This window comes from Streptomyces sp. NPDC019224 (genome assembly GCF_040632605.1).
GTDB lineage: Bacteria > Actinomycetota > Actinomycetes > Streptomycetales > Streptomycetaceae > Streptomyces.
Map to the genome: position 1 here is coordinate 60323 of NZ_JBEYCF010000018.1, position 20463 is coordinate 80785.

General features: G+C 72.6%; 12 protein-coding genes. 6 read left to right on the plus strand and 6 right to left on the minus strand.

What is annotated here, in order from left to right; translation table 11 throughout:
• Nucleotides 1-216 precede the first annotated feature (216 nt).
• Complete coding sequence (gene glgP, locus ABZ564_RS14510; RefSeq protein WP_360855046.1) at nucleotides 217-2820, plus strand: alpha-glucan family phosphorylase; 2604 nt, start codon at nucleotides 217-219, stop codon at nucleotides 2818-2820.
• Nucleotides 2821-2920: 100 nt separating this feature from the next.
• Here the strand turns inward: glgP and ABZ564_RS14515 are convergent, their stop codons facing one another.
• From ABZ564_RS14515 to glgX, 4 genes are all read right to left on the minus strand, one after another.
• Nucleotides 2921-4963 (minus strand): M4 family metallopeptidase, encoded by a 2043-nt coding sequence (locus tag ABZ564_RS14515; RefSeq protein WP_360855049.1) that lies wholly within the window; start codon nucleotides 4961-4963, stop codon nucleotides 2921-2923.
• 389 nt (nucleotides 4964-5352) lie between these two features.
• Entirely contained in the window at nucleotides 5353-7233 is a 1881-nt protein-coding gene (locus ABZ564_RS14520) for an ABC transporter ATP-binding protein (protein WP_360855052.1), read from the minus strand.
• Nucleotides 7230-9209: an ABC transporter ATP-binding protein gene (locus tag ABZ564_RS14525; protein ID WP_360855055.1), complete on the minus strand. Its 1980-nt coding sequence runs from the start codon at nucleotides 9207-9209 to the stop codon at nucleotides 7230-7232. Before ABZ564_RS14525 ends, ABZ564_RS14520 begins: the two co-directional genes overlap by 4 nt.
• A 330-nt stretch (nucleotides 9210-9539) precedes the next feature.
• Complete coding sequence (gene glgX, locus ABZ564_RS14530; RefSeq protein WP_360855058.1) at nucleotides 9540-11786, minus strand: glycogen debranching protein GlgX; 2247 nt, start codon at nucleotides 11784-11786, stop codon at nucleotides 9540-9542.
• Between the two features lie 273 nt (nucleotides 11787-12059).
• Here glgX and ABZ564_RS14535 point away from each other — a divergent pair, with 273 nt between their 5' ends.
• The 5 genes from ABZ564_RS14535 (at nucleotide 12060) to ABZ564_RS14555 (ending at nucleotide 17016) form a co-directional block, all read left to right on the plus strand.
• Nucleotides 12060-13172, plus strand: a complete 1113-nt coding sequence (locus tag ABZ564_RS14535) for an Ig-like domain-containing protein (protein WP_360855205.1) — start codon at nucleotides 12060-12062, stop codon at nucleotides 13170-13172.
• A 201-nt stretch (nucleotides 13173-13373) separates the two neighbouring features.
• A complete protein-coding gene (locus ABZ564_RS14540; protein WP_360855061.1) occupies nucleotides 13374-14624 on the plus strand; it encodes an Ig-like domain-containing protein in 1251 nt (416 codons plus the stop codon).
• 129 nt (nucleotides 14625-14753) lie between these two features.
• On the plus strand, nucleotides 14754-15521 hold the full coding sequence (locus ABZ564_RS14545; protein WP_360855064.1) for an enoyl-CoA hydratase-related protein: 768 nt from the start codon (nucleotides 14754-14756) through the stop codon (nucleotides 15519-15521).
• Between the two features lie 244 nt (nucleotides 15522-15765).
• Nucleotides 15766-16281 (plus strand): ATP-binding protein, encoded by a 516-nt coding sequence (locus ABZ564_RS14550; RefSeq protein ID WP_360855067.1) that lies wholly within the window; start codon nucleotides 15766-15768, stop codon nucleotides 16279-16281.
• 519 nt (nucleotides 16282-16800) lie between these two features.
• Nucleotides 16801-17016 carry an EF-hand domain-containing protein gene (locus ABZ564_RS14555; protein WP_360855070.1) on the plus strand — a complete coding sequence of 72 codons (216 nt, stop codon included), beginning with the start codon at nucleotides 16801-16803 and terminating at the stop codon, nucleotides 17014-17016.
• A gap of 48 nt (nucleotides 17017-17064) precedes the next feature.
• Here ABZ564_RS14555 and ABZ564_RS14560 read toward each other — a convergent pair whose 3' ends face one another.
• Together ABZ564_RS14560 and ABZ564_RS14565 are read right to left on the minus strand one after the other, a co-directional pair.
• On the minus strand, nucleotides 17065-18525 hold the full coding sequence (locus ABZ564_RS14560) for a carboxylesterase family protein (protein ID WP_360855073.1): 1461 nt from the start codon (nucleotides 18523-18525) through the stop codon (nucleotides 17065-17067).
• 303 nt (nucleotides 18526-18828) lie between these two features.
• The gene (locus ABZ564_RS14565; RefSeq protein ID WP_360855208.1) at nucleotides 18829-19809 is read right to left on the minus strand and encodes a terpene synthase family protein; all 981 of its coding nucleotides are present in this window, start codon (nucleotides 19807-19809) and stop codon (nucleotides 18829-18831) included.
• Nucleotides 19810-20463 lie beyond the last annotated feature (654 nt).

Genomic DNA, 20463 nt, shown 5'->3' on the forward strand with positions numbered 1-20463 from the left:
TCGGCCATAACGCCTGTGCCGCAGGGGCCCGGTGACGCGTGCGGGGCGTACGGGACGGCGGTGCACGGGTGTCCGGAACGCCCCGGTCGCACTCCGCGCGGCGCCTTCGCGCCGTGTCCGGCGCGCCGGGACGCGGCTACCGTCGAGGGTGACGGAGCGGCGCACATGGTGGTGCGTCCCGCTCGGATTCGTACGTCCCCTGTAAAGGTGGAATACGTGAAGGCCATTCGTCGATTCACCGTGCGTCCCGTCCTTCCGGACTCCCTCCAACCCCTCAGCGACCTGGCGCGCAACCTGCGCTGGTCCTGGCACACCGAGACCCGCGAGCTCTTCCGGTCCGTCGACCCGGCGGCCGGCTCCGCGGCGGAGTGCGACCCCGTCCGCCTGCTCGGCTCCGTATCCGCCGGGCGGCTCGCCGAGCTCGCCCGTGACGAAGCGTTCCTGCACCGGCTCGCCGAAGCGTCCGCCGACCTACGGGAGTACCTCCAGGGGCCCCGCTGGTACCAGGAGCAGCGCGAGCGGGGCGGCCCGCTTCCCGCCGCCATCGCCTACTTCTCGCCCGAATTCGGGGTGACCGCCGCCCTCCCCCAGTACTCCGGCGGGCTCGGCATCCTCGCCGGGGACCACCTCAAGGCCGCCAGCGACCTGGGGGTGCCCCTCGTCGGCGTCGGCCTGCTCTACCGGCACGGCTACTTCCGCCAGAGCCTGTCCCGGGACGGCTGGCAGCAGGAGCACTACCCCGTCCTCGACCCCAACGAGCTGCCCCTCACCCTGATCCGCGAGGCCGACGGCACCCCCAGCCAGGTCGTCCTGGCGCTGCCCGGCGGCCGGTCCCTGCACGCCCAGATCTGGCAGGCCCACGTCGGCCGGGTGCCCCTGCTCATGCTCGACTCCGACGTCGAGGAGAACGCCCCCGGCGAACGCGAGGTCACCGACCGGCTGTACGGCGGCGGCAGCGAGCACCGGCTGCTCCAGGAGATGCTGCTGGGCATCGGCGGGGTCCGCGCCGTGCGGGTCCACTGCCGGCTCACCGGCCACCCCGCCCCCGAGGTGTTCCACACCAACGAGGGCCACGCCGGCTTCCTCGGCCTGGAACGCATCCGCGAGCTGGCCACGACGGGCCTCGACTTCGACTCCGCGGTGGAGTCCGTGCGCGCCGGCACCGTCTTCACCACCCACACCCCGGTCCCGGCCGGAATCGACCGGTTCGACCGCGAACTCGTCGCCCGCCACTTCGGCGAGGACGGCGAACTGCCCGGCGTCCCCGCCGAACGCGTCCTGGAACTCGGCACCGAGACCTACCCGGGCGGCGACCCGGGCGTCTTCAACATGGCGGTGATGGGGCTGCGGCTCGCCCAGCGCGCCAACGGCGTCTCCACGCTGCACGGCGCGGTCAGCCGGGAGATGTTCGCCGGGCTCTGGCCGGGCTTCGACGCCCCGGAGGTGCCGATCACCTCCGTCACCAACGGCGTCCACGCGCCCACCTGGGTCGCCCCCGAGGTCTACCGGCTGCGCACCGAGTCCGGCGGCACGCCGGGCCGTTGGGACTCCGTCGCCGACATCCCCGCCCGCCGGCTCTGGGAGCTGCGCCGCACCCTGCGCGAACAGCTGGTGGGCGAGGTACGGCAGCGGCTGCACGCCTCCTGGCGCCACCGGGGCGCCCAGCCCGCCGAACTCGGCTGGATCGACGGCGTGCTGGACCCCGACGTGCTGACCATCGGCTTCGCCCGCCGCGTCCCCTCGTACAAGCGGCTGACGCTGATGCTGCGCGACCGCGACCGGCTGCGGGGGCTGTTGCTGCACCCCGAGCGGCCGGTCCAGATCGTCGTCGCGGGCAAGGCGCATCCGGCCGACGACGGCGGGAAGCGGCTGGTCCAGGAGCTGGTCAGGTTCGCCGACGACCCCCGGGTCCGTCACCGCATCGTCTTCCTGCCCGACTACGGCATGGCGATGGCCCAGAAGCTCTACCCGGGCTGCGACGTCTGGCTGAACAACCCGCTGCGCCCGCTGGAGGCCTGCGGGACGAGCGGGATGAAGGCCGCGCTCAACGGCTGTCTCAACCTGTCCGTGCTGGACGGCTGGTGGGACGAGTGGTTCGAGCCGGACTTCGGCTGGGCGATCCCGACGGCCGAGGGCAGCGCGCTGGACGAGGACCGGCGCGACGACCTGGAGGCCAATGCCCTGTACGAGCTGATCGAGGACCGGGTCGCGCCGCACTTCTACGACCGCGGGGCCGAGGGGCTGCCCGGGCGCTGGATCGAGATGGTCCGCCGCACGATGGGCACCCTGGGGCCCAAGGTGCTCGCCGACCGCATGGTCGCGGAGTACGTGGAGCGGCTCTACGCCCCCGCCGCGCTCGCCCAGCGCTCCATGGACGTGGCGCGGGCGCAGGAGCTGGCGGGCTGGAAGGCGAAGGTCCGGGCCGCCTGGCCGCGGGTGGCCGTGGACCACGTGGAGGCGATGACGCCGACCGCCTCCGGTACGGCGGCGGAGCTGGGCTCCACGCTGGCGCTGCGGGTCCGGGTCTCCCTGGGCGCGCTGGTGCCGGACGACGTGGAGGTGCAGGCGGTGGCCGGGCGGGTCGACTCGTCCGACGCGATCTCCGAGGCCCAGGTCTTCCCGCTGAAGCCGGCGGGCGGCCAGGACCTGGAGGGCCACTGGCTGTACGAGGGCCCGCTCGCCCTGGACCGCACGGGACCGTACGGCTACACCGTGCGCGTGCTGCCCGCCCACCGGCTGCTGGGGAGCGGCGCCGAACTCGGCCTGGTCGCCCAGCCGACCGGGGCCACGGGTGAGGGCGCGGGCGTGCTGTTGCGCTGAGCGCCGCCCGGCACGGCGGAACCGCCCGGGAGGAGAGGCTCCTCCCGGGCGGTTTTGTGTCAGCGGCGGGCCATGCGGTGACCCGTGCGGCGGGGCCGGTTCAGAAGGTCAGCTTGAAGCTGTTGATCTTCCCGGTGTCCCCGCTGTAGACGTCCTGGACCTTGAGCTTCCAGGTGCCGTTCGCGACCTCCGACGAGGCGTTGACCGTGTAGGTGGTCTGTACGTTGTCCGCCGAGTCGCTGGAGGAGGAGTTCTTCAGCCGGTAGGTGCTGCCGTCCGGCGCGACGAGGTCGATGACCAGGTCACCGCGGTAGGTGTGGGTGATGTCCACGCCGACCTTGAGGGTGCTCGGGGCGTTGCCGGTGCGGCCGGTGACGGTGACCGAGCTGGTGACGGCCGAGCCGTAGTCGGGGATGGCCACGGGGGTGGTGTTCTGGAAGACCGTGCCGGTGCCGGGGTCGGTGCCGCCGGAGCGCGCACCGACGTTGATTCCGGCCCAGGCGTCCTGGACGGCCTTGTACTCGGCGCTGCTCGTGCCGTACAGCTCACCGGCCACCGCGAGCGTGCCGGTACGGGCCCCCGCGTAGTTGGTGGTGGAGGTGAACTTGGTGGTGAGCGCCTTGAACCAGATCTGCTCCGCCTTCGCGCGGCCGATGCCGGTCACCGGCAGGCCGTCCGAGGTGGGGGAGTTGTAGCTGACACCGTTGATGGTCTTGGCGCCGCTGCCCTCCGACAGGAGGTAGAAGAAGTGGTTGGCCGGGCCCGACGAGTAGTGCACGTCGATGCTGCCGATGCCCGAGTACCAGGCGTCCTTGGACGCCCCGTCCTTGCTCGGCTTGTCCTGGTAGCGCAGCGGCGTGCCGTCGCCGTTGATGTCGATCTTCTCGCCGATCAGATAGTCACCCGGGTCGGCGGAGGTGTTGGAGTAGAACTCGACGGCGGTGGCGAAGATGTCGCTGGTCGCCTCGTTGAGGCCGCCGGACTCCCCGCTGTAGTTCAGGCCGGCCGTGTTCGAGGTGACGCCGTGGCTCATCTCGTGGGCCGCCACGTCCAGCGCGGTCAGCGGGTTGGCGTTGCCGCTGCCGTCGCCGTACGTCATGCAGAAGCAGCTGTCGTCCCAGAACGCGTTCACGTAGTTGTTGCCGTAGTGGACGCGGGAGTACGCGCCGACGCCGTCGCCCTTGATGCCGGTGCGGCCGTGGACGTTCTTGTAGTAGTCCCAGGTCTCGGCCGCGCCGTAGTGGGCGTCCGCCGCCGCGGTCTCCGCGTTCGAGGCGCTGCCGTTGCCCCAGACGTCGTCGGCGCCGGAGAAGAGGGTGCCCTTGCCGGACGTGCCGTGGTTCAGGTTGTACGTCTTGTGGCTGCCGCGCGCGGTGTCGGTCAGGTTGTACGAGCCGGCGGACCCGGAGGTCCCCAGGGTCACCTGGCCGCTGTACTCGGTGTTGCCGACGCCGTTCTCGATGGCCTGCCACTTGTAGAGCTCGGCTCCGCTGGAGGCGTCCGTGATGACGTGCAGTTCGTTCGGGGTGCCGTCCTCCTGGAGGCCGCCGACCACGGTCTCGTAGGCCAGCTGCGGGGTGCCCGAGGCCATCCAGACGACCTTGCGGGGCGCCTTGGCGGCCTCCGCCCTGTCCGAGCCGGCCGTCTTGGCGGCGCCGAGCGCCTGCTTGGCGGCCGCCGCCGGGGTGATGTCCGCGACCGTGTCGACGGCCTTCAGCTGGGCGGTGGTGGCGCGGGACGCCTTGACGACGCTCTCGGTGGCGCCGGACTTCGTCTCCTGGACGACCAGGTCGCCGCCGAGGACCGGGAGTCCGTCGAAGGTGCGCTCGTAACGCGTGTGCGTGGTGCCGTCGTTGTCCTGGACGACATCGCGGACGACGAGCTTCTCCTGGGACCCGAGGCCGAGCTCCTTCGCCGTGGCCGCCCGGCTCGCGGTGGCCTCGCGGATCAGCTCGGCGCGCTGCGAGGGCGTCAGCTGCCTGGGCAGGGCGCCGGGGTTCGCCTTGGAGGCGGTGGCGGTCCGTGCGGTGCCGGCGTCCGGCGCGGCCGAGGCCGGCCCGGACTGGACTCCCACGGCGAGGAGGGCGGCTGCGGCTATGAGAGCGCCGGTCGCGGTGGTACGGCGGCTGTGCGTGGATCTCACGCGGACTCCTTCTGCGAGGGGGGTACCGGCGGCCGGGCGAGCCGTCCGGGCAGAGCAAGCAGTGCGCGGAACGGGGTGAAGAGTGTCAGGAGTCGGCCATCTCTGTCAGGACCGCGTCAAAAACTTGGCTGGAATTCGTTCGTTGCCGGAAGATGCGTGTTCGTTAAGCGGACGTTTCGCCGATCTTCACGTGGGGGCGTCGAGGCGCGCCCGAAAGGCCCCGGGGGCCCGAAGGCGCAGGGCGCGTCGGGGTTGCGCGCGAGGGAGCGGAGTACGACGCGGATGTGAACGGCCGCAGAGTTCCCACCTGTCGAGACGACAGGGGGTGTGGCGTGAACCCGGCCGTCCGCCTCCGGGGAGAAGGGGCGGACGGCCGGGGCCGCCGAGGGTCAGGCCAGGCTCTCGCGCCAGGCGCGGTGCAGCCCGGCGAACCGGCCCGTGCCGCCGATGAGTTCGGCCGGCGCGCCGTCCTCCACGATCCGCCCCCGCTCCATCACGAGCACCCGGTCCGCGACCTCCACGGTCGACAGGCGGTGCGCGATCACCACCGCGGTGCGCCCGTGCAGCACGGTGTCCATCGCCTGCTGCACCGCGCGCTCACCGGGGATGTCCAGCGAACTGGTCGCCTCGTCGAGGATCAGCACCGCCGGGTCGGCCAGCAGCGCCCGGGCGAACGCCACCAGCTGGCGCTGACCTGCCGAGATCCGGCCGCCCCGCTTGCGTACATCGGTGTCGTAGCCGTCCGGCAGGCCGGTGATGAAGTCGTGGGCGCCGATCACCTTCGCGGCCTGCTCGATCTCCTCGCGGCTCGCCTCCGGGCGGCCGATCGCGATGTTCTCCGCGACCGTCCCGGAGAACAGGAACGCCTCCTGGGTCACCATCACCACCCCGCGCCGCAGTTCGGGCGTGGCGAGGTCCCGCAGGTCGGTGCCGTCCAGCAGGACCCGGCCCTCGGTCGGGTCGTAGAACCGGGCCAGCAGCTTGGCGAGCGTCGACTTGCCCGCACCCGTGGAACCGACCACCGCCACCGTCTGCCCCGCCGGGACGGTCAGGTCGAAGCGGGGCAGCACCTCGCCACCCGTCCGGTACGCGAAGCCCACCCCCTCGAAGACCACCTCGCGGCCCGGCTCACCGCCCGCCCGGGCCGGCAGCTGCCGGGGCTCCAGGGCCTCCGGGACGGTGGGCGTCTGGGCCAGCAGGCCGGCGATCTTCCCCAGCGAAGCCGCCGCGGACTCGAAGGAGTTGAGGAACATGCTGAGCCGGTCGATGGGGTCGTAGAGCCGCCGCAGATAGAGCACCACCGCGGCCAGCACCCCGAGCGCGAGACCGCCGGAGGCCACCCGGTACGCGCCCCACAGCACGATTCCGGCCACCGCCGTGTTGGCGACCAGGCGTGAGCCGACGACGTAACGCGCGTTCTCCAGCATCGCGTCGCCGTTGGTGTCGCGGTGACGCGCGTTCAGCTCCCGGAACGCCGCGTCGTTGACCGGCTCGCGGCGGAACGCCTGGACGGGCCGGATGCCGTTCATGGTCTCCGCGAACTTCACGATGACCGAGGCGATCGCCGTCGAACGGGCGGCGAAGATCACCGAGGAGCGCTTCCGGTAGAGCCGCACCAGCAGGTACAGCGGCAGGAAGGACGCCACCGCCACGGCACCCGTGGCCAGGTCGAGCCAGAGCAGGATCAGGGCGATGGAGGCGAACGAGAGGACGACGTGGATCAGTTCCTGGAGGCCCTCCTCCAGGAGCTCCCGCAGTGACTCCAGGTCGGTGGTGGACCGCGAGATCAGCCGCCCCGAGGTGTACCGCTCGTGGAAGTCCACGCTCAGCGCCTGCGCATGGCGGAAGATGCGGCCGCGCAGGTCGAGCAGGACGTCCTGGCTGACCCGCGCGGACACCCCGACGAAGGCGTACTGCAGGGCGCCCGCACCGGCCGAGCAGAGCGCGTAGCCCAGCGCCACCGCGATCAGCGGCCCGTAGTCGTCGTCGCGGAAGGCGGGCACCCCGCGGTCGATGGCGTAGGCGACCAGCAGCGGGCCCGCCTGCACGGCGGCCTGCTGCAACAGGATGAACAGGGCGGCGGCCGCCACCTGCCCCCGCATCGGCCGCAGCAGCGAGCCGAGCAGCTGCCGGGTGGCGCCTCGCGGGGTCGGCAGGTCGTCGCGGTCGAAGGGGTCGCCGGGCGCCTTCGCGGGCGCCGCGTCCGGGGCCGGCCGTTCGTCCTCCTCGCCGCCCGGTTCCGCCGGCCGTCCGGTCGTGGTGCTGGTCATCGGGTGCTGCCCTCCTCGGCAGGGGCCTTCGCGCCCAGGGATTCGTCCTCGTCGGTCCGCGGTACGGGTGCGCCGTCGCCCGGGTGACCCACCGCCTCCGACACGTGCTCCGCGTCCGCGTGCTCCGCGTCCGCGTGCTCCGCGTCCGCGTGCTCCGCGTCCGCGTGCTCCGCGTCCGCGTGCTTCGGCAGGTCCGTGCCGTCCGGCAGGTCCGCGCCGGACATCAGCCAGGCGTACTCGGCGCTGGTGCGCAGGAGTTCCTGATGGGTGCCGACCGCGCTGATCCGGCCCTCCGACAGCAGCGCCACCCGGTCCGCGAGCATCACGGTGGACGGCCGGTGCGCGACCACCACCGCAGTGGTCTCCTCCAGGACGCGCCGCAGCGCCGCCTCCACCAGGGCCTCCGTGTGCACGTCGAGCGCCGAGAGCGGGTCGTCGAGCACCAGGAAGCGCGGCCGGCCCACGACGGCCCGGGCCAGGGCGAGGCGCTGGCGCTGGCCGCCGGACAGGCTCAGACCCTGCTCACCGACCTCCGTCCCGACGCCGTGCGGCAGGTCGTGGACGAAGTCGGCCTGGGCCACCGAGAGCGCCCGCAGCACCTCCTCCTCGCCCGCGTCCGCGGCGCCCATCCGCACGTTCTCGCCGACGCTCGCCGAGAAGAGCGTCGGCTCCTCGAACGCCACCGACACCAGCTCCCGCAGCCGGGCGCGCGGCATCGTGGTGATGTCCTCGCCGTCCAGGGTGATCCGCCCGGAGGTCGCCTCGTACAGCCGGGGCACCAGGGAGGTCAGCGTGGTCTTGCCGGAGCCCGTCGCGCCGACCAGGGCCATCGTCTCGCCCGGCCGGATGTGCAGGTCGATGCCGGCCAGGACGGGCGCCGAGCCCTCCTCCGCGTCGGGATAGCGGAATCCGACGCCCTCGAAGACCATGCCGCCGGCCTCGGGGGCCTCGCTCACGGCCGTCCGCCCGGCCTCCTCATCCTCCTCCTCGGCGACGTCCATCACCTCGAAGAACCGCTCGGTCGCCGTCGCCGCCTCCTGGCTCATCGCCAGCAGGAAGCCGATCGACTCGACGGGCCAGCGCAGCGCGAGCGCCGTGGAGAGGAACGCGACCAGGGTGCCCGCCGACAGGCCGCCGTCCGCGACCTCGATCGTGCCGATCACCAGCGCGGCCCCGATGGCGAGCTCGGGCAGCGTGGTGATGAGGGCCCAGATCCCGGCGAGCAGCCGGGCCTTGCCCAGTTCCGTGGCGCGCAGCCGCTCGGCGAGGGTCCGGAAGGCGTCGGCCTGGCTGCGGTGCCGGCCGAAGCCCTTGATGATGCGGATGCCGAGCACGCTCTCCTCGACCACCGTCGTCAGGTCGCCGACCTGGTCCTGGGCCCGGCGCGCGACCCTCGCGTACTTCGACTCGAAGGCCGAGCAGATGATCACGAGCGGCACGACGGGGGCGAGCAGCACAAGACCGAGCGTCCACTCCTGGAGCAGCAGGACCACGAAACCGACGAGGATCGTGGTGGCGTTGACCAGCAGGAAGGTCAGCGGGAAGGCCAGGAACATCCGCAGCAGCATCAGGTCCGTCGTCCCGCGGGACAGCAACTGCCCCGACGGCCAGCGGTCGTGGAAGGCCACGGGCAGCCGTTGCAGGTGCCGGTAGAGATCGGCCCGCATCGACGCCTCGACCCCGGCCAGCGGACGTGCCACCATCCACCGCCGCACCCCGAACAGCACCGCCTCCAGGGTGCCCAGGAGCAGCAGGAACAGGGCGCCGAGCCAGACCCCGTCCGGGTTCCGGTCCGCGACCGGGCCGTCGACGATCCACTTCAGGACGAGCGGGATCACGAGGCCCAGGCAGGAGGCGACGACCGCCACCAGGGCCGCGCCGAAGAGCCGGGTCCGTACCGGCTTCACATACGGCCACAGCCGTAGCAGGGAGCGTACGGCGGACCGGTTCTTGGGCTCTACATGTTCCTGGTGCATCAGGGTGAGCCTACGATGCGTCCGGATACCGGTCCTGTGGTTTTATCCGGCCGTCCGCAGCCCCGCGACGACGGCGTGCCGCGTACGAGCCGCAGGGCGGCGTCAACCGGTCGGCTGATGCCGGTTCGAGCGCGATGGCCGACCACCGGATCGCCGCCGAGCTGTTCATCGGCGAGTCCACCGTGAAGAGCCGCCTCCCCCACCTCTTCGCCGAGCCGGGCGCCAAGGACCGGGCCGCCGCCGTCGCGGCCGGGTACGACCGCGGCATCCTCGGCCAGGGGGTCCTGCCGGCCAGGGGGCCCTGCCGGTCAGGGCCGGACCCCGCGCCCCTCAATCCCGTACGCGCAGCAGCAGCACCGACCGCTCCGGCACCGTCAGCCGCTCGCCGCCCCGGTGGACCGTGCCCGGGGCCTCGGCCTGGTCCTCGCGCGAGGTGTCCAGGACCAGTTCGTACGCCTGCGCCCAGGGCGGGCCCGGCAGCAGGAAACCGGCCGGCCGGTGGCCCGCGTGCAGCACGGCCAGGAAGCTGTCGTCGGTCACCTGCTTCCCGCGCGCGTCCCGCCCGGGGATGTCCCGGCCGGAGAGGTAGAGCCCGACCGTCGCGGCCGGCGCGTACCAGTCGGTCTCGGTCATCTCCGCGCCCTCGCCGGTGAACCACGCCAGGTCCCGCAGCCCGTCCGGGGCCTGCGGCCGGCCGGAGAAGAAAGCCCGGCGGCGCAGCACCGGATGGCGGTGGCGCAGCGCGAGCACCCGGGCGGTCAGCGCGGTCAGCTCCCGCCACTCGGGCTGTTCGAGCAGCGACCAGTCCACCCAGCCGGTCTCGTTGTCCTGGCAGTACGCGTTGTTGTTGCCGCCCTGGGTGCGGCCCATCTCGTCGCCGGCCACCAGCATCGGCACCCCGGTCGACAGGAGCAGCGTGGTGAGCAGGTTGCGCAGCTGCCGGCGGCGCAGCGCGTTGACGGCCTCGTCGTCCGTCTCGCCCTCGGCGCCGCAGTTCCACGCCCGGTTGTCCGAGGTGCCGTCCCGGTTGTCCTCGCCGTTGGCCTCGTTGTGCTTGTCCTGGTAGCTCACCAGGTCGCGCAGGGTGAATCCGTCGTGCGCGGTGACGAAGTTGACCGAGGCGTACGGGCGCCGCCCGCCCCACGCGTACAGGTCGCTGGACCCGGTCAGCCGGTAGCCGAGGGCCCGTACGTCGGGCAGCGCGCCGCGCCAGAAGTCCCGTACGGCGTCCCGGTAGTGGTCGTTCCACTCGGTCCACAGCGGGGGGAAGGCGCCCACCTGGTAACCGCCGTTGCCCACGTCCCAGGGCTCGGCGATGAGCTTGACCCGGCGCAGCACCGGGTCCTGGGCGATCACCGCGAGGAACGGGGAGAGCATGTCGACGTCGTGCATGGAGCGGGCGAGCGCCGCCGCGAGGTCGAAGCGGAAGCCGTCGACGCCCATCTCGGTCACCCAGTACCGCAGCGAGTCGGTGATGAGGCGCAGCACGTTCGGCTGGACGACGTGCAGGGTGTTGCCGCAGCCGGTGTAGTCGGCGTAGCGGCGCGCGTCGGCCTGGAGGCGGTAGTAGCCGCGGTTGTCGATGCCGCGCAGCGACAGCATCGGGCCCAGCTCGCCCGCCTCGGCGGTGTGGTTGTAGACGACGTCGAGGATCACCTCGATGCCCGCGTCGTGCAGGGCGCGCACCATCCGTTTGAACTCGCCGACCTGCTCGCCCCCCGTGCCGCTCGCCGAGTAGCCGGCGTGCGGGGCGAAGTAGCCGATCGAGTTGTAGCCCCAGTAGTTGCGCAGCCCGCGCCGCAGCAGATGGTCCTCGTGGGCGAACTGGTGCACCGGCAGCAGTTCCACGGCCGTCACCCCGAGGTGCTTCAGATGGCCGATGGCCGCCGGGTGCGCCAGCCCGGCGTAGGTGCCGCGCAGCTCCTCCGGGATGCCGGGGTGGCGCTGGGTGAAGCCCTTCACGTGCAGCTCGTAGATGACGGAGTCGGCCCAGGGCGTCTTCGGCCTGCGGTCGTCGGCCCAGTCGTCGTCGTCGTGGACGACGACCCCCTTCGGGACGTACGGGGCGGAGTCCCGTTCGTCGCGGACGGTGTCGGCGACCTGCTGGTCGGGCCAGTCCCTCACATGGCCGTACACCTCGGCCGGAAGGGTGAATTCGCCGTCCACGGCCCGGGCGTACGGATCGAGCAGCAGCTTCGCCGCGTTCCACCGGGCGCCCGTCCACGGGTCCCACCGTCCGTGCACCCGGTAGCCGTACCGCCGGCCCGGCCGCACCCCGGGCACGAAGCCGTGCCAGATCTCGTGGGTCAGCTCGGTCAGGGCGAGCCGGGTCTCCGTGCCGTCCTCGTCGAAGAGGCACAGCTCGACGGCCTCCGCCCCGCCCGCCCACAGGGCGAAATTGGTGCCCGCGACCCCGTCAGGGCCGGTCCTGAAGCGGGCTCCGAGGGGCATCGGCGTCCCCGGCCACACCACGGGCGGGCGCTGCCCGGGCGTGGTGGCGGCGGCCCGCTCCGCCAGGGCACCGGTCGTCGCCGCGTCCTTCCTCGGCACTGCCTTCTGCTCGGCTGCGCTCGACATCTGTTCGCCTCCCGCGGCTCATGGGACCGGCACCGGAAGGGGGCGCGCGGCGTCCCGGCCGCGGCTCCCCGAGTGTGGTCGTCCCCTGTGTTCTGCCCACCAGGGGGCCCGCACTCACGTTTCCCCCGACCGGCCCCCGTCGTTGGGGGGGACGTGACTCATGTGACGAAGAAGGCAGGGGCGAGCCCGGCCACCGCGCCGGTCGGGCCGGGAGTGCTCGCCGTACTGGTTTTCCTGGCCGTGCTGACGGGCTGTTCGGGCCCCGGTTCGTTCATGGGCGGGAAACCGAGGTCGCCGCAGGAGGTGATCCGGATCACCCCGGCCGACCGGGCCGAGGACGTCCGGGCGGACAGCCGGGTGGAGGTGAAGGTCCCCGACGGGCGGCTGGAGAGCGTCCGGGTGCGGCGGATCGAGGACGCGCAGGAACAGGAGGTACCGGGTGAGATCGCCAAGGACGGCCGGTCCTGGGCACCGAGGAAGGGCGCCGGGCGGCTCGGGCTCGCCGCCAAGTACAGCGTGGACGCGGTCGCGGTGGACGGCGGCGGCCACCGCGCGGCGCGGCACACCACCTTCACCACCGCGGTCCCCAAGGACCGCTTCATCGGGTACTTCAAGCCGGAGAACCGCTCGACGGTCGGCACCGGCATGATCGTCTCCTTCGAGTTCAACCGTTCGGTCACCCGGCGCGCGGCGGTGGAGCGGGCCATCCGGGTGACCGCCGATCCGCCGGTGGCGGTGACCGGGCACTGGTTCGGGAAGACCCGCCTGGACTTCCGCCCGGCCGCCTACTGGGAGCCCGGCACCGAGGTCACCGTCGACATCGGGCTGCGCGACGTGGAGGGCGCGCCGGGGGTGTACGGCAGCCAGCGCAAGACCGTGCGGTTCACGGTGGGCCGGGAGCAGATCTCCCGGGTGGACACGGCCGCGCACACGATGGAGGTGCGCCGGGACGGCCGGCTCGTCTCCACGGTCCCGATCACCGCGGGCTCCCCGACGACCACCACGTACAACGGCAGGATGGTGGTCAGCGAGATGCACGAGGTGACGCGGATGGACGGACGGACCGTGGGCTTCGGCGGCGAGTACGACATCAAGGACGTACCGCACGCCGTCCGGCTGACGACGTCCGGCACCTTCCTCCACGGCAACTACTGGTCCGACGAGGAGGTCTTCGGCTCCACCAACGTCAGCCACGGCTGCATCGGGCTGCGCGACGTCCAGGGCGGCGGCGACTCCACCCCGGCCGGCTGGTTCTTCGACCGCACCCTCATCGGGGACGTCGTCGAGGTCGTCAACTCCCCGGACAGGACGGTCGCGCCGGACAACGGACTCGGCGGCTGGAACCTCGACTGGGCCCAGTGGCGGGCGGGTTCCGCGCTGCTGTAGGACACCTCCCGGCCCCGCCCGGGGCGGGTGGTGGAAACGCCGTGGCCACTTGGGACGGAACAGTGACATTCCTGGGGGGATCTGCCCGCAGTCGGTGTGATTATCTCTTTGCTGAGCGCGCATGTGCAGCGCGCGGGGGTGGGAACCCGCGGGTTCCCGGGGCCTCGGCGGGGCCGGGCCGTGTGAGGGGAGACGACCACATTGAACGGGCAGCCGATATCGGGGAGATCGGCCGGGGGCGGCAGGCGGCGTGTGCGGAGGGTCACCGGGCTGCCGGCCCTGGCGGTGGGTGCGCTGTTGCTGCTGGTGACGGCGTGCGGCGGGGGCGACGCCGACGGGGCGGGCAAGGACGGCAAGGCCGGCGGGGTCAAGGACCGGGACACCAGCGCCTCGCAGGCCGTGGTGACCGTCGCGCCCGAGGACGGGACCGGCGACGTCGCCACGAGCGGGGCGCTGAAGGTCACGGCCGCACAGGGGAAGCTGACCGTCGTCAAGGTCTCGGACCCCAAGGGCGGCGAGGTCGAGGGGAAGATCGCGGCGGACGGCGCGAGCTGGGTGCCCGACCAGCACCTGGCCTCGGCGACCAAGTACAAGGTCCACGCGGTGGCCAAGGACGCGAAGGGCCGTGAGTCCGCGAAGGACACCACCTTCACCACGCTCGTCCCGAAGAACACCTTCATCGGCCAGTACACCCCGGAGGACGGCTCGACCGTCGGCGTCGGCATGCCGGTCTCCATCCACTTCACCCGGGGCATCACCGACCCGGAGGCCGTCGAGAAGGCCGTCGAGGTGACCGCCGAGCCCGCCGTCCCGGTCGAGGGCCACTGGTTCGGCAACGACCGCCTGGACTTCCGCCCCGAGAAGTACTGGGCCGCCGGCACCAAGGTGACCGTCAGGCTCAACCTCGACGGTGTGGAGGGGCGGCCCGGCGTCTACGGCAAGCAGGCCAAGACCGTCTCGTTCACCATCGGCCGGAGCCAGGTCAGCACCGTCGACGCGGACTCGCACCGGATGAAGGTCGTCCGCGACGGCAAGCAGATCAAGGACATCCCGATCTCGGCGGGCGCCCCGGCCACCACCACGTACAACGGCCGGATGGTCATCAGCGAGAAGCTGCGGGTCACCCGGATGAACGGTGACACCGTCGGCTTCGGCGGTGAGTACGACATCAAGGACGTGCCGCACGCGATGCGCCTGTCCACCTCCGGAACCTTCATCCACGGCAACTACTGGGGCGGCTCCGGGGTCTTCGGCCACGCCAACACCAGCCACGGCTGCGTCGGCCTCCAGGACGTGCGCGGCGGCGGCGACCCGAAGATGCCGGCCTCCTGGTTCTTCGACAACTCGCTCATCGGCGACGTCGTGGTCGTCAAGAACTCCCACGACAAGACGATCAGTCCGGACAACGGCCTCAACGGCTGGAACATGAGCTGGTCGGAGTGGACCGCGTAGCACTCGGCCGTACGCGCGCGGGCGGGCCCGGCACCGGGATCACGGTGCCGGGCCCGCCCGCGTCGCCGTGACCAACGGCACCGCCCCGCCCCCTGCGGCCTCGCGTTAGCGCCGGTTAACCTGCACCCCATGACCGTAACCCTCGAAGTAAGCGGCGGCGTCGGCACGATCCGGCTGGACCGCCCGCCGATGAACGCCCTGGACGTGGCGACCCAGGACCGGCTGCGCGAACTCGCCGACGAGGCGTCCCGGCGCGACGACGTGCGGGCCGTGGTGCTCTACGGCGGCGAGAAGGTGTTCGCGGCGGGCGCGGACATCAAGGAGATGCAGGCGATGGACCACGCGGCGATGGTGCTGCGGTCCAAGGCGCTCCAGGACTCCTTCACCGCCGTCGCCCGCATCCCCAAGCCCGTCGTCGCGGCCGTCACCGGCTACGCCCTGGGCGGCGGCTGCGAGCTGGCCCTCTGCGCGGACTTCCGGATCGCCGGCGACAACGCGAAGCTCGGCCAGCCGGAGATCCTGCTCGGCCTCATCCCGGGCGCCGGCGGCACCCAGCGGCTCGCCCGGCTGGTCGGCCCCGCCAAGGCCAAGGACCTCATCTTCACCGGCCGCCACGTCAAGGCCGAAGAAGCCCTGAGGATGGGCCTGGTGGACCGGGTGGTGCCCGCCGCCGAGGTGTACGAGCAGGCGCACGCCTGGGCGGCCGGGCTGGCGAAGGGGCCGGCGCTGGCCCTGCGCGCCGCCAAGGAGGCCGTGGACGCCGGACTGGAGACGGACATCGACACGGGCCTCACGATCGAGCGAACCTGGTTCGCCGGTCTGTTCGCCACGGAGGACCGGGAGCGCGGAATGCGCAGCTTCGTGGAGGAGGGTCCGGGCAAGGCGAAGTTCCTCTGACCGGGCGCCGGTTGGGAGGACGGGCGGGGGGGGGGCGTTCATCCGTGCGGGCGGATCGGCGGAGCCGTGGGGAGCGTTGCGCCCAGCACGTCGGCGGCCCCGGCCGGGAGCGTCATCGCCGCAGGTCAGGCGGGGTTTTTCGGAGAGCATTCTGCCTCTGGCATATGCCAACCTGCCCTGGGAGGCGGCTGATTACGGGTCGGGGATTCCCCCGGAACGGCCCCGGAAGGCCCGCCGTGCGGCCATGATGGTGTGCATGGCGGGCCTGGAGGGTGTGGAGCAGCCGCGACCGCGCAGCAGCGCGACAGCGGCACGGAGAATGCCGGTCGTCGAGGACGAACAGGCGTTCAAAGCGCTGGAGTTGTTCGGTAACCCGACGGAGGAAGAAGTCCGGCTGCCCTCCCGCCCGGAGTCCGCTGCCACCGCCCGCCGGCTCACCTCGTGCGTCGCCCTCCATCAGTGGGCGCTCTCCCCGCAGGCCGCCGAACACGCCGTCCTGCTCGTCTCCGAACTCGTCGGGAACGCCGTGCGGCACACCGGGGCCCGGGTCTTCGGCCTGCGTATGCTGCGCCGTCGCGGCTGGATCAGGATCGAGGTGCGCGACCCCTCGCGCGGCCTGCCGTGCCTCATGCCGGTGGGGGAGATGGACATCAGCGGCCGGGGTCTCTTCCTCGTTGACAAGCTCTCCGACCGGTGGGGCGTGGACCTCTTACCCCGAGGCAAGACCACCTGGTTCGAGATGCGCATCTCCGACCGCTGATCCCCTCCGTCGCCGCTCCCGTAAGACAGAAGCCCCCGTGTCGGCCGTGGTGCGGCGCCTCGGGGGCTTCTGTGCGGGGGCCGTGAAATGGGGGGTGTGTTCACGGCCGCTCATGACGACCTGGCCCGGGTCAATGGGGGTCGTGTCACCGACTATGACAGACGGACGACCTCCCAGCCAAAGCCGCAAACTTCTCAGAGTGTCGCATTTCCGGACATCGAGCCGAAGAAGCGAAGGTGGATTGGGTCACTCGCCTGGAAATCCATGAATATTCATGAATGCCAACGCATGATTCATTGGATATCGGCGGGGGTGTGCTTCACTCCGCGACCGACCGTGCCCGGCACCGGATGCCGGGCCGCCCGGGACGGTCCCCTCGTGCTCCCGCTTCGCTCTCCGCGTGACCGGCCGCCGGGCGGCGGACGACCTGTTCGTGATCGACGACCGGCCGCCGCAAGGACCACCCGGGGCGCCCGTTAATCTGGCCCTCGTCAGACAGTCATACGAAGGGGCGGAACAGTGGCGGACATCGAGTCGGCGCGCAAGGCGTTCGAGCGGTACGACCTGAACGGCGACGGGTTGATCTCGGCTGCCGAGTACAAGAGCGTCATGGCTCAGCTGGGTGACCCCTACGTCACCGAGCCGGTCGCGCAGGCCGTGATCAACTCCCACGACGGGAACGGCGACGGGCTCCTCACGTTCGACGAGTTCTGGGCCGCGCAGAACAAGGCCTGACCCGGGACCGGCGCCCGGACCGGCCGCAGGCCCGTCCCGGCGCCCGTCCTACCGGTACGGCGGCCAGCCGCGCAGTTCGTCGTCGCGCGGGGCCCGTACCGGCCCGGGCGCGCCGGGCCCGAAGCGCATCACCGGGCGCGTGGCGTCCCAGGCCGGCCAGCCGGGGTCGCCCGACGTGGCGAACCGCACCCACGCCGCGTGCATCGAGTCGGCCAGCTCCTGCGGGGCGTCGTACCCCGCGAGCGCGACCGCGTCCGGACCGCGCAGGGTGTCGAAGACGAAGCCGATCTCCAGCCCGTGGCAGGCCCCGAGCCCCTGTACGGGGGAGGGCCAGCCGAACTCGTACAGGTGGGTGGTGCCGGGGGCGCGGGCGTCGGCCAGCCGGTTCAGCGGCACCCGCAGCAGCAGGTCGGTGGCGAGCGCGCCGAGCAGTTCGCCGGGCGTGGCCCCGGGCCGGTTGGCGCGGTACGTACGGACGGTGGCGCGCGGCACCCGGAACTTCAGGAGCGCGAGGCGCAGCTTCGTACGGGAGAGCCGTTCGGTCAGCCCGCTCGGTACGAACCACAGCCGGTACTCCTCGGTGTTCGAGCCCATCAGCAGCCCGACCCCGGACCCCGCGCCGTCCAGCAGGGCCTCCAAGGGGTCACGGGGCAGCAGCTCGCCGTCCACCACGAGCCGGAAGGAGTGGCCGCCGGTCAGCGGGGAGCCGCCGGCCGTCACCTCGCTCTGCGCGGCCAGCAGCGCTGCGGGGTCCACCCCGGCCAGGTCCCGCGCCGTCGCCGCCACCCCGAGCCGTCTGGCGATGAGTTCGGTGGTCCTCCGGCCCTCGGCCACGGGCAGCGCGGACGGCATCCCGCTCTGCAGCACCGCCCGCCGGAACAGCCCCCGGGCCCGGGGCGCGGCCAGCAGCGCCCCGACACTGATGGCGCCCGCCGACTCCCCGCACACCGTCACCCGGTCCGGATCGCCGCCGAACGCCGCGATGTTGTCCCGCACCCAGGTGAGGGCGGCCAGTTGGTCGAGCAGGCCCCGGTTGGCCGGTGCGTCGGGCAGGACGCCGAACCCCTCCATGCCCAGCCGGTAGTTCACCGACACGAGCACCACCCCGTCGCGGGCGAACGCCGTCCCGTCGTACAGCGGCAGGGCGGACGAGCCGTGCAGCAGCGAGCCGCCGTGGATCCAGACCAGGACGGGCAGTCCGGCGCGGGCGGGCGCCGGTGTCCACACGTTCAGGTTGAGACAGTCCTCGCCCGGCACCGAGGGGTCGGCCAGCAGCCGGTCGAAGGGCGGGGCGTAGGGCCGCTTGGGCGCGGTCGGCCCGAACGCCGTGGCCGCCCGCACCCCCGTCCAGGGCTCCGGGGGCCCGGGCGCGCCGAAGCGCCGGGCACCCACCGGGGCCGCCGCGTAGGGGATGCCCCGGAACACGGCGACCCCGCGCTCGTGCGTCCCCCGGACGGTGCCGTGGACCGTCTCGGCGCGCGGGGCGGGCGGCGAGGATGGCGCTGTCATGGCGTTCCGGCCCTTCCGCGTGCGTCGGGCGTGTGCTCCAGCAGACCACGGGCCGGGAGGGGCGGCCAGCCAAGGGCGGCGGGCGGGTGCCGGCGGCCGCGGGCGGCGGCACCCGGCGGGTTCCCGGCACCCCGGGCACGGGCCGGCCGGCCGGGTAGCCCCGGGGTGCGGCACCCGCGGCTTCCGGCCGTCGGCCGGCCCGCGGGGCCGACCGGGGCGGCCGGTCCGAGAAATGTCCGGAAATCGCCGGTGCGGGCCCGCGCCCCGATGCCGCTCACCGCCCCGCCGCTCCCGCCGGCCCCGTCAGGCGGCGAAGTTGCGGGACATCGAGTCGTCCTCGTCGATCTCCGTCAGCTCGGGCCGGGTGTAGCGCTCGGCCCGAGCGTGGTAGTCGAAGTCGCCCCGTACGAGCCCCCGGTAGTCCCGGACGCAGCGCTCCAGCGCGAGGCGCGTCGGGCCCTCGATCCCCGCCGCCTCGATCTCCTCGACGAGTTCCTTCTCGGCCCGCTGCACGCGGTCGGCGATGCGGCCGAGCAGCATCCCGGCCTCGTCGACCGCCTCCTGGAGCGTGCCGCCCCGGTCGCGCTGGATCAGCCGCACGGTGTTGTGCTCGTAACCGAGCACGGCCTCCTTCTCGAACGAGCAGATGTCGTTGCAGAGACCGGAATGGTCGGCGACCGCATTGCGCAGTGCGATATAGGCGGGCAGGCTGCGGGCGGATTCCGGCAGGTCGATTCCCGCGGTGATCTCGTGGAGATCGAGGAACGGCTGCATCGCCACGGAGTCGCGGCGGTGCTTCACGAAGTCGGCGGTGCTCGGGACATGGCCCGCGGCCCGGTCCACGGCCTCCGCGTAGTACGTCCACAGCCAGGCCGCCGTGTCCCGCCGGAACTGCCGCACCCAGTGCGCGGGACGGTCCCCACAAGTCCGGGCGAGCAACTCGTCCAGCGCGTGCTCCATGCGGCCCACGGGGGCGCGGGCGCCGTCGAGCACGTCCACCAGGCGGCCGATCGCGCTCTCGCACACCCGGGGGTCGCGGCCGGCCGGGCCGTCGTCGAACTCGTCGTCGACGAGGAAGGCCCAGAAAAGCCACTGGCAGAACAGGTCCAGGTGTTTCTGCGACGCCTCGGGGAATATCAGCGATATCCAGAGCTCCGGACGGGTCCTGATCATTTTCTTGACGGCCACGGGTGACAGGACGAGATCACTGGCCTCCGCCCATTCCCAGGCGGCTTTTTTGGTCTGTTCAACTCCCGGATTACATCCCGCGCTTTCGAACGGCATGTGGAATTCTGGAAGCGCGATCTTGCTCATGGTGCACCTCGTCGAGACGATGAGAACAGGACAGGGGGATGCGCGAGGCGGATACGCGCCCGCCGGAATTCCGGCGCCGGGCGGCGGACGCGCGGCCGGTCGGGCGGCAGCCGCCCGCGCCGGCCCGGCGGGAGAGCCGTGGGGTGCGAGCCGGTCGTGACGACGACTGCCGCCGGGGCGGGCCGGGGCGGGTGCGGGAGGTGGCCGCCGCCGGGCATCCGCCCGCCCGTGCCGGACGGCCGTACGTGGCCCGCACAGCCGGATCGCACCGCCGGCGTGCCGGGGGAGGGGCGGCTGTCAATCGCTGTCCTCTCTCCTCCGCACGGGCCGGGCGGCCGGAACAGGGCCCGGGGCAGCGGACCGCCCGACGTGCGCGGCGGCCGCGTCACCACTCGTCACGACCAGTGAACTCCCTGTACGCGGGAGAGGGAAGGCGCAGGTGACCGAAAATGTGTGATCGACAGGAACTCCTGCGCGGGTATGAGCAGTTGACGCCCTCCTGGGCCCGCCGCGAGACGGTCCGGCGGATGGCCGCATGGCCGATTCGGTGAGCCTCCGGACGGAACCGGGAAAGGCGGGTCCACGCGCCCGTCGCCGGTGCGCGAACCCGCCTTCGGAGCCGTT

Coding starts and splice junctions, on each gene's coding strand:
- ABZ564_RS14520 (WP_360855052.1), bottom strand. CDS start 7,233: ATGACCAGCACCACGACCGGACGGCCGGCGGAACCGGGCGGCGAGGAG.
- ABZ564_RS14525 (WP_360855055.1), bottom strand. CDS start 9,209: ATGCACCAGGAACATGTAGAGCCCAAGAACCGGTCCGCCGTACGCTCC.
- glgX (WP_360855058.1), bottom strand. CDS start 11,786: ATGTCGAGCGCAGCCGAGCAGAAGGCAGTGCCGAGGAAGGACGCGGCG.
- ABZ564_RS14535 (WP_360855205.1), top strand. CDS start 12,060: ATGGGCGGGAAACCGAGGTCGCCGCAGGAGGTGATCCGGATCACCCCG.
- ABZ564_RS14545 (WP_360855064.1), top strand. CDS start 14,754: ATGACCGTAACCCTCGAAGTAAGCGGCGGCGTCGGCACGATCCGGCTG.
- ABZ564_RS14550 (WP_360855067.1), top strand. CDS start 15,766: ATGATGGTGTGCATGGCGGGCCTGGAGGGTGTGGAGCAGCCGCGACCG.
- ABZ564_RS14560 (WP_360855073.1), bottom strand. CDS start 18,525: ATGACAGCGCCATCCTCGCCGCCCGCCCCGCGCGCCGAGACGGTCCAC.
- ABZ564_RS14565 (WP_360855208.1), bottom strand. CDS start 19,809: ATGCCGTTCGAAAGCGCGGGATGTAATCCGGGAGTTGAACAGACCAAA.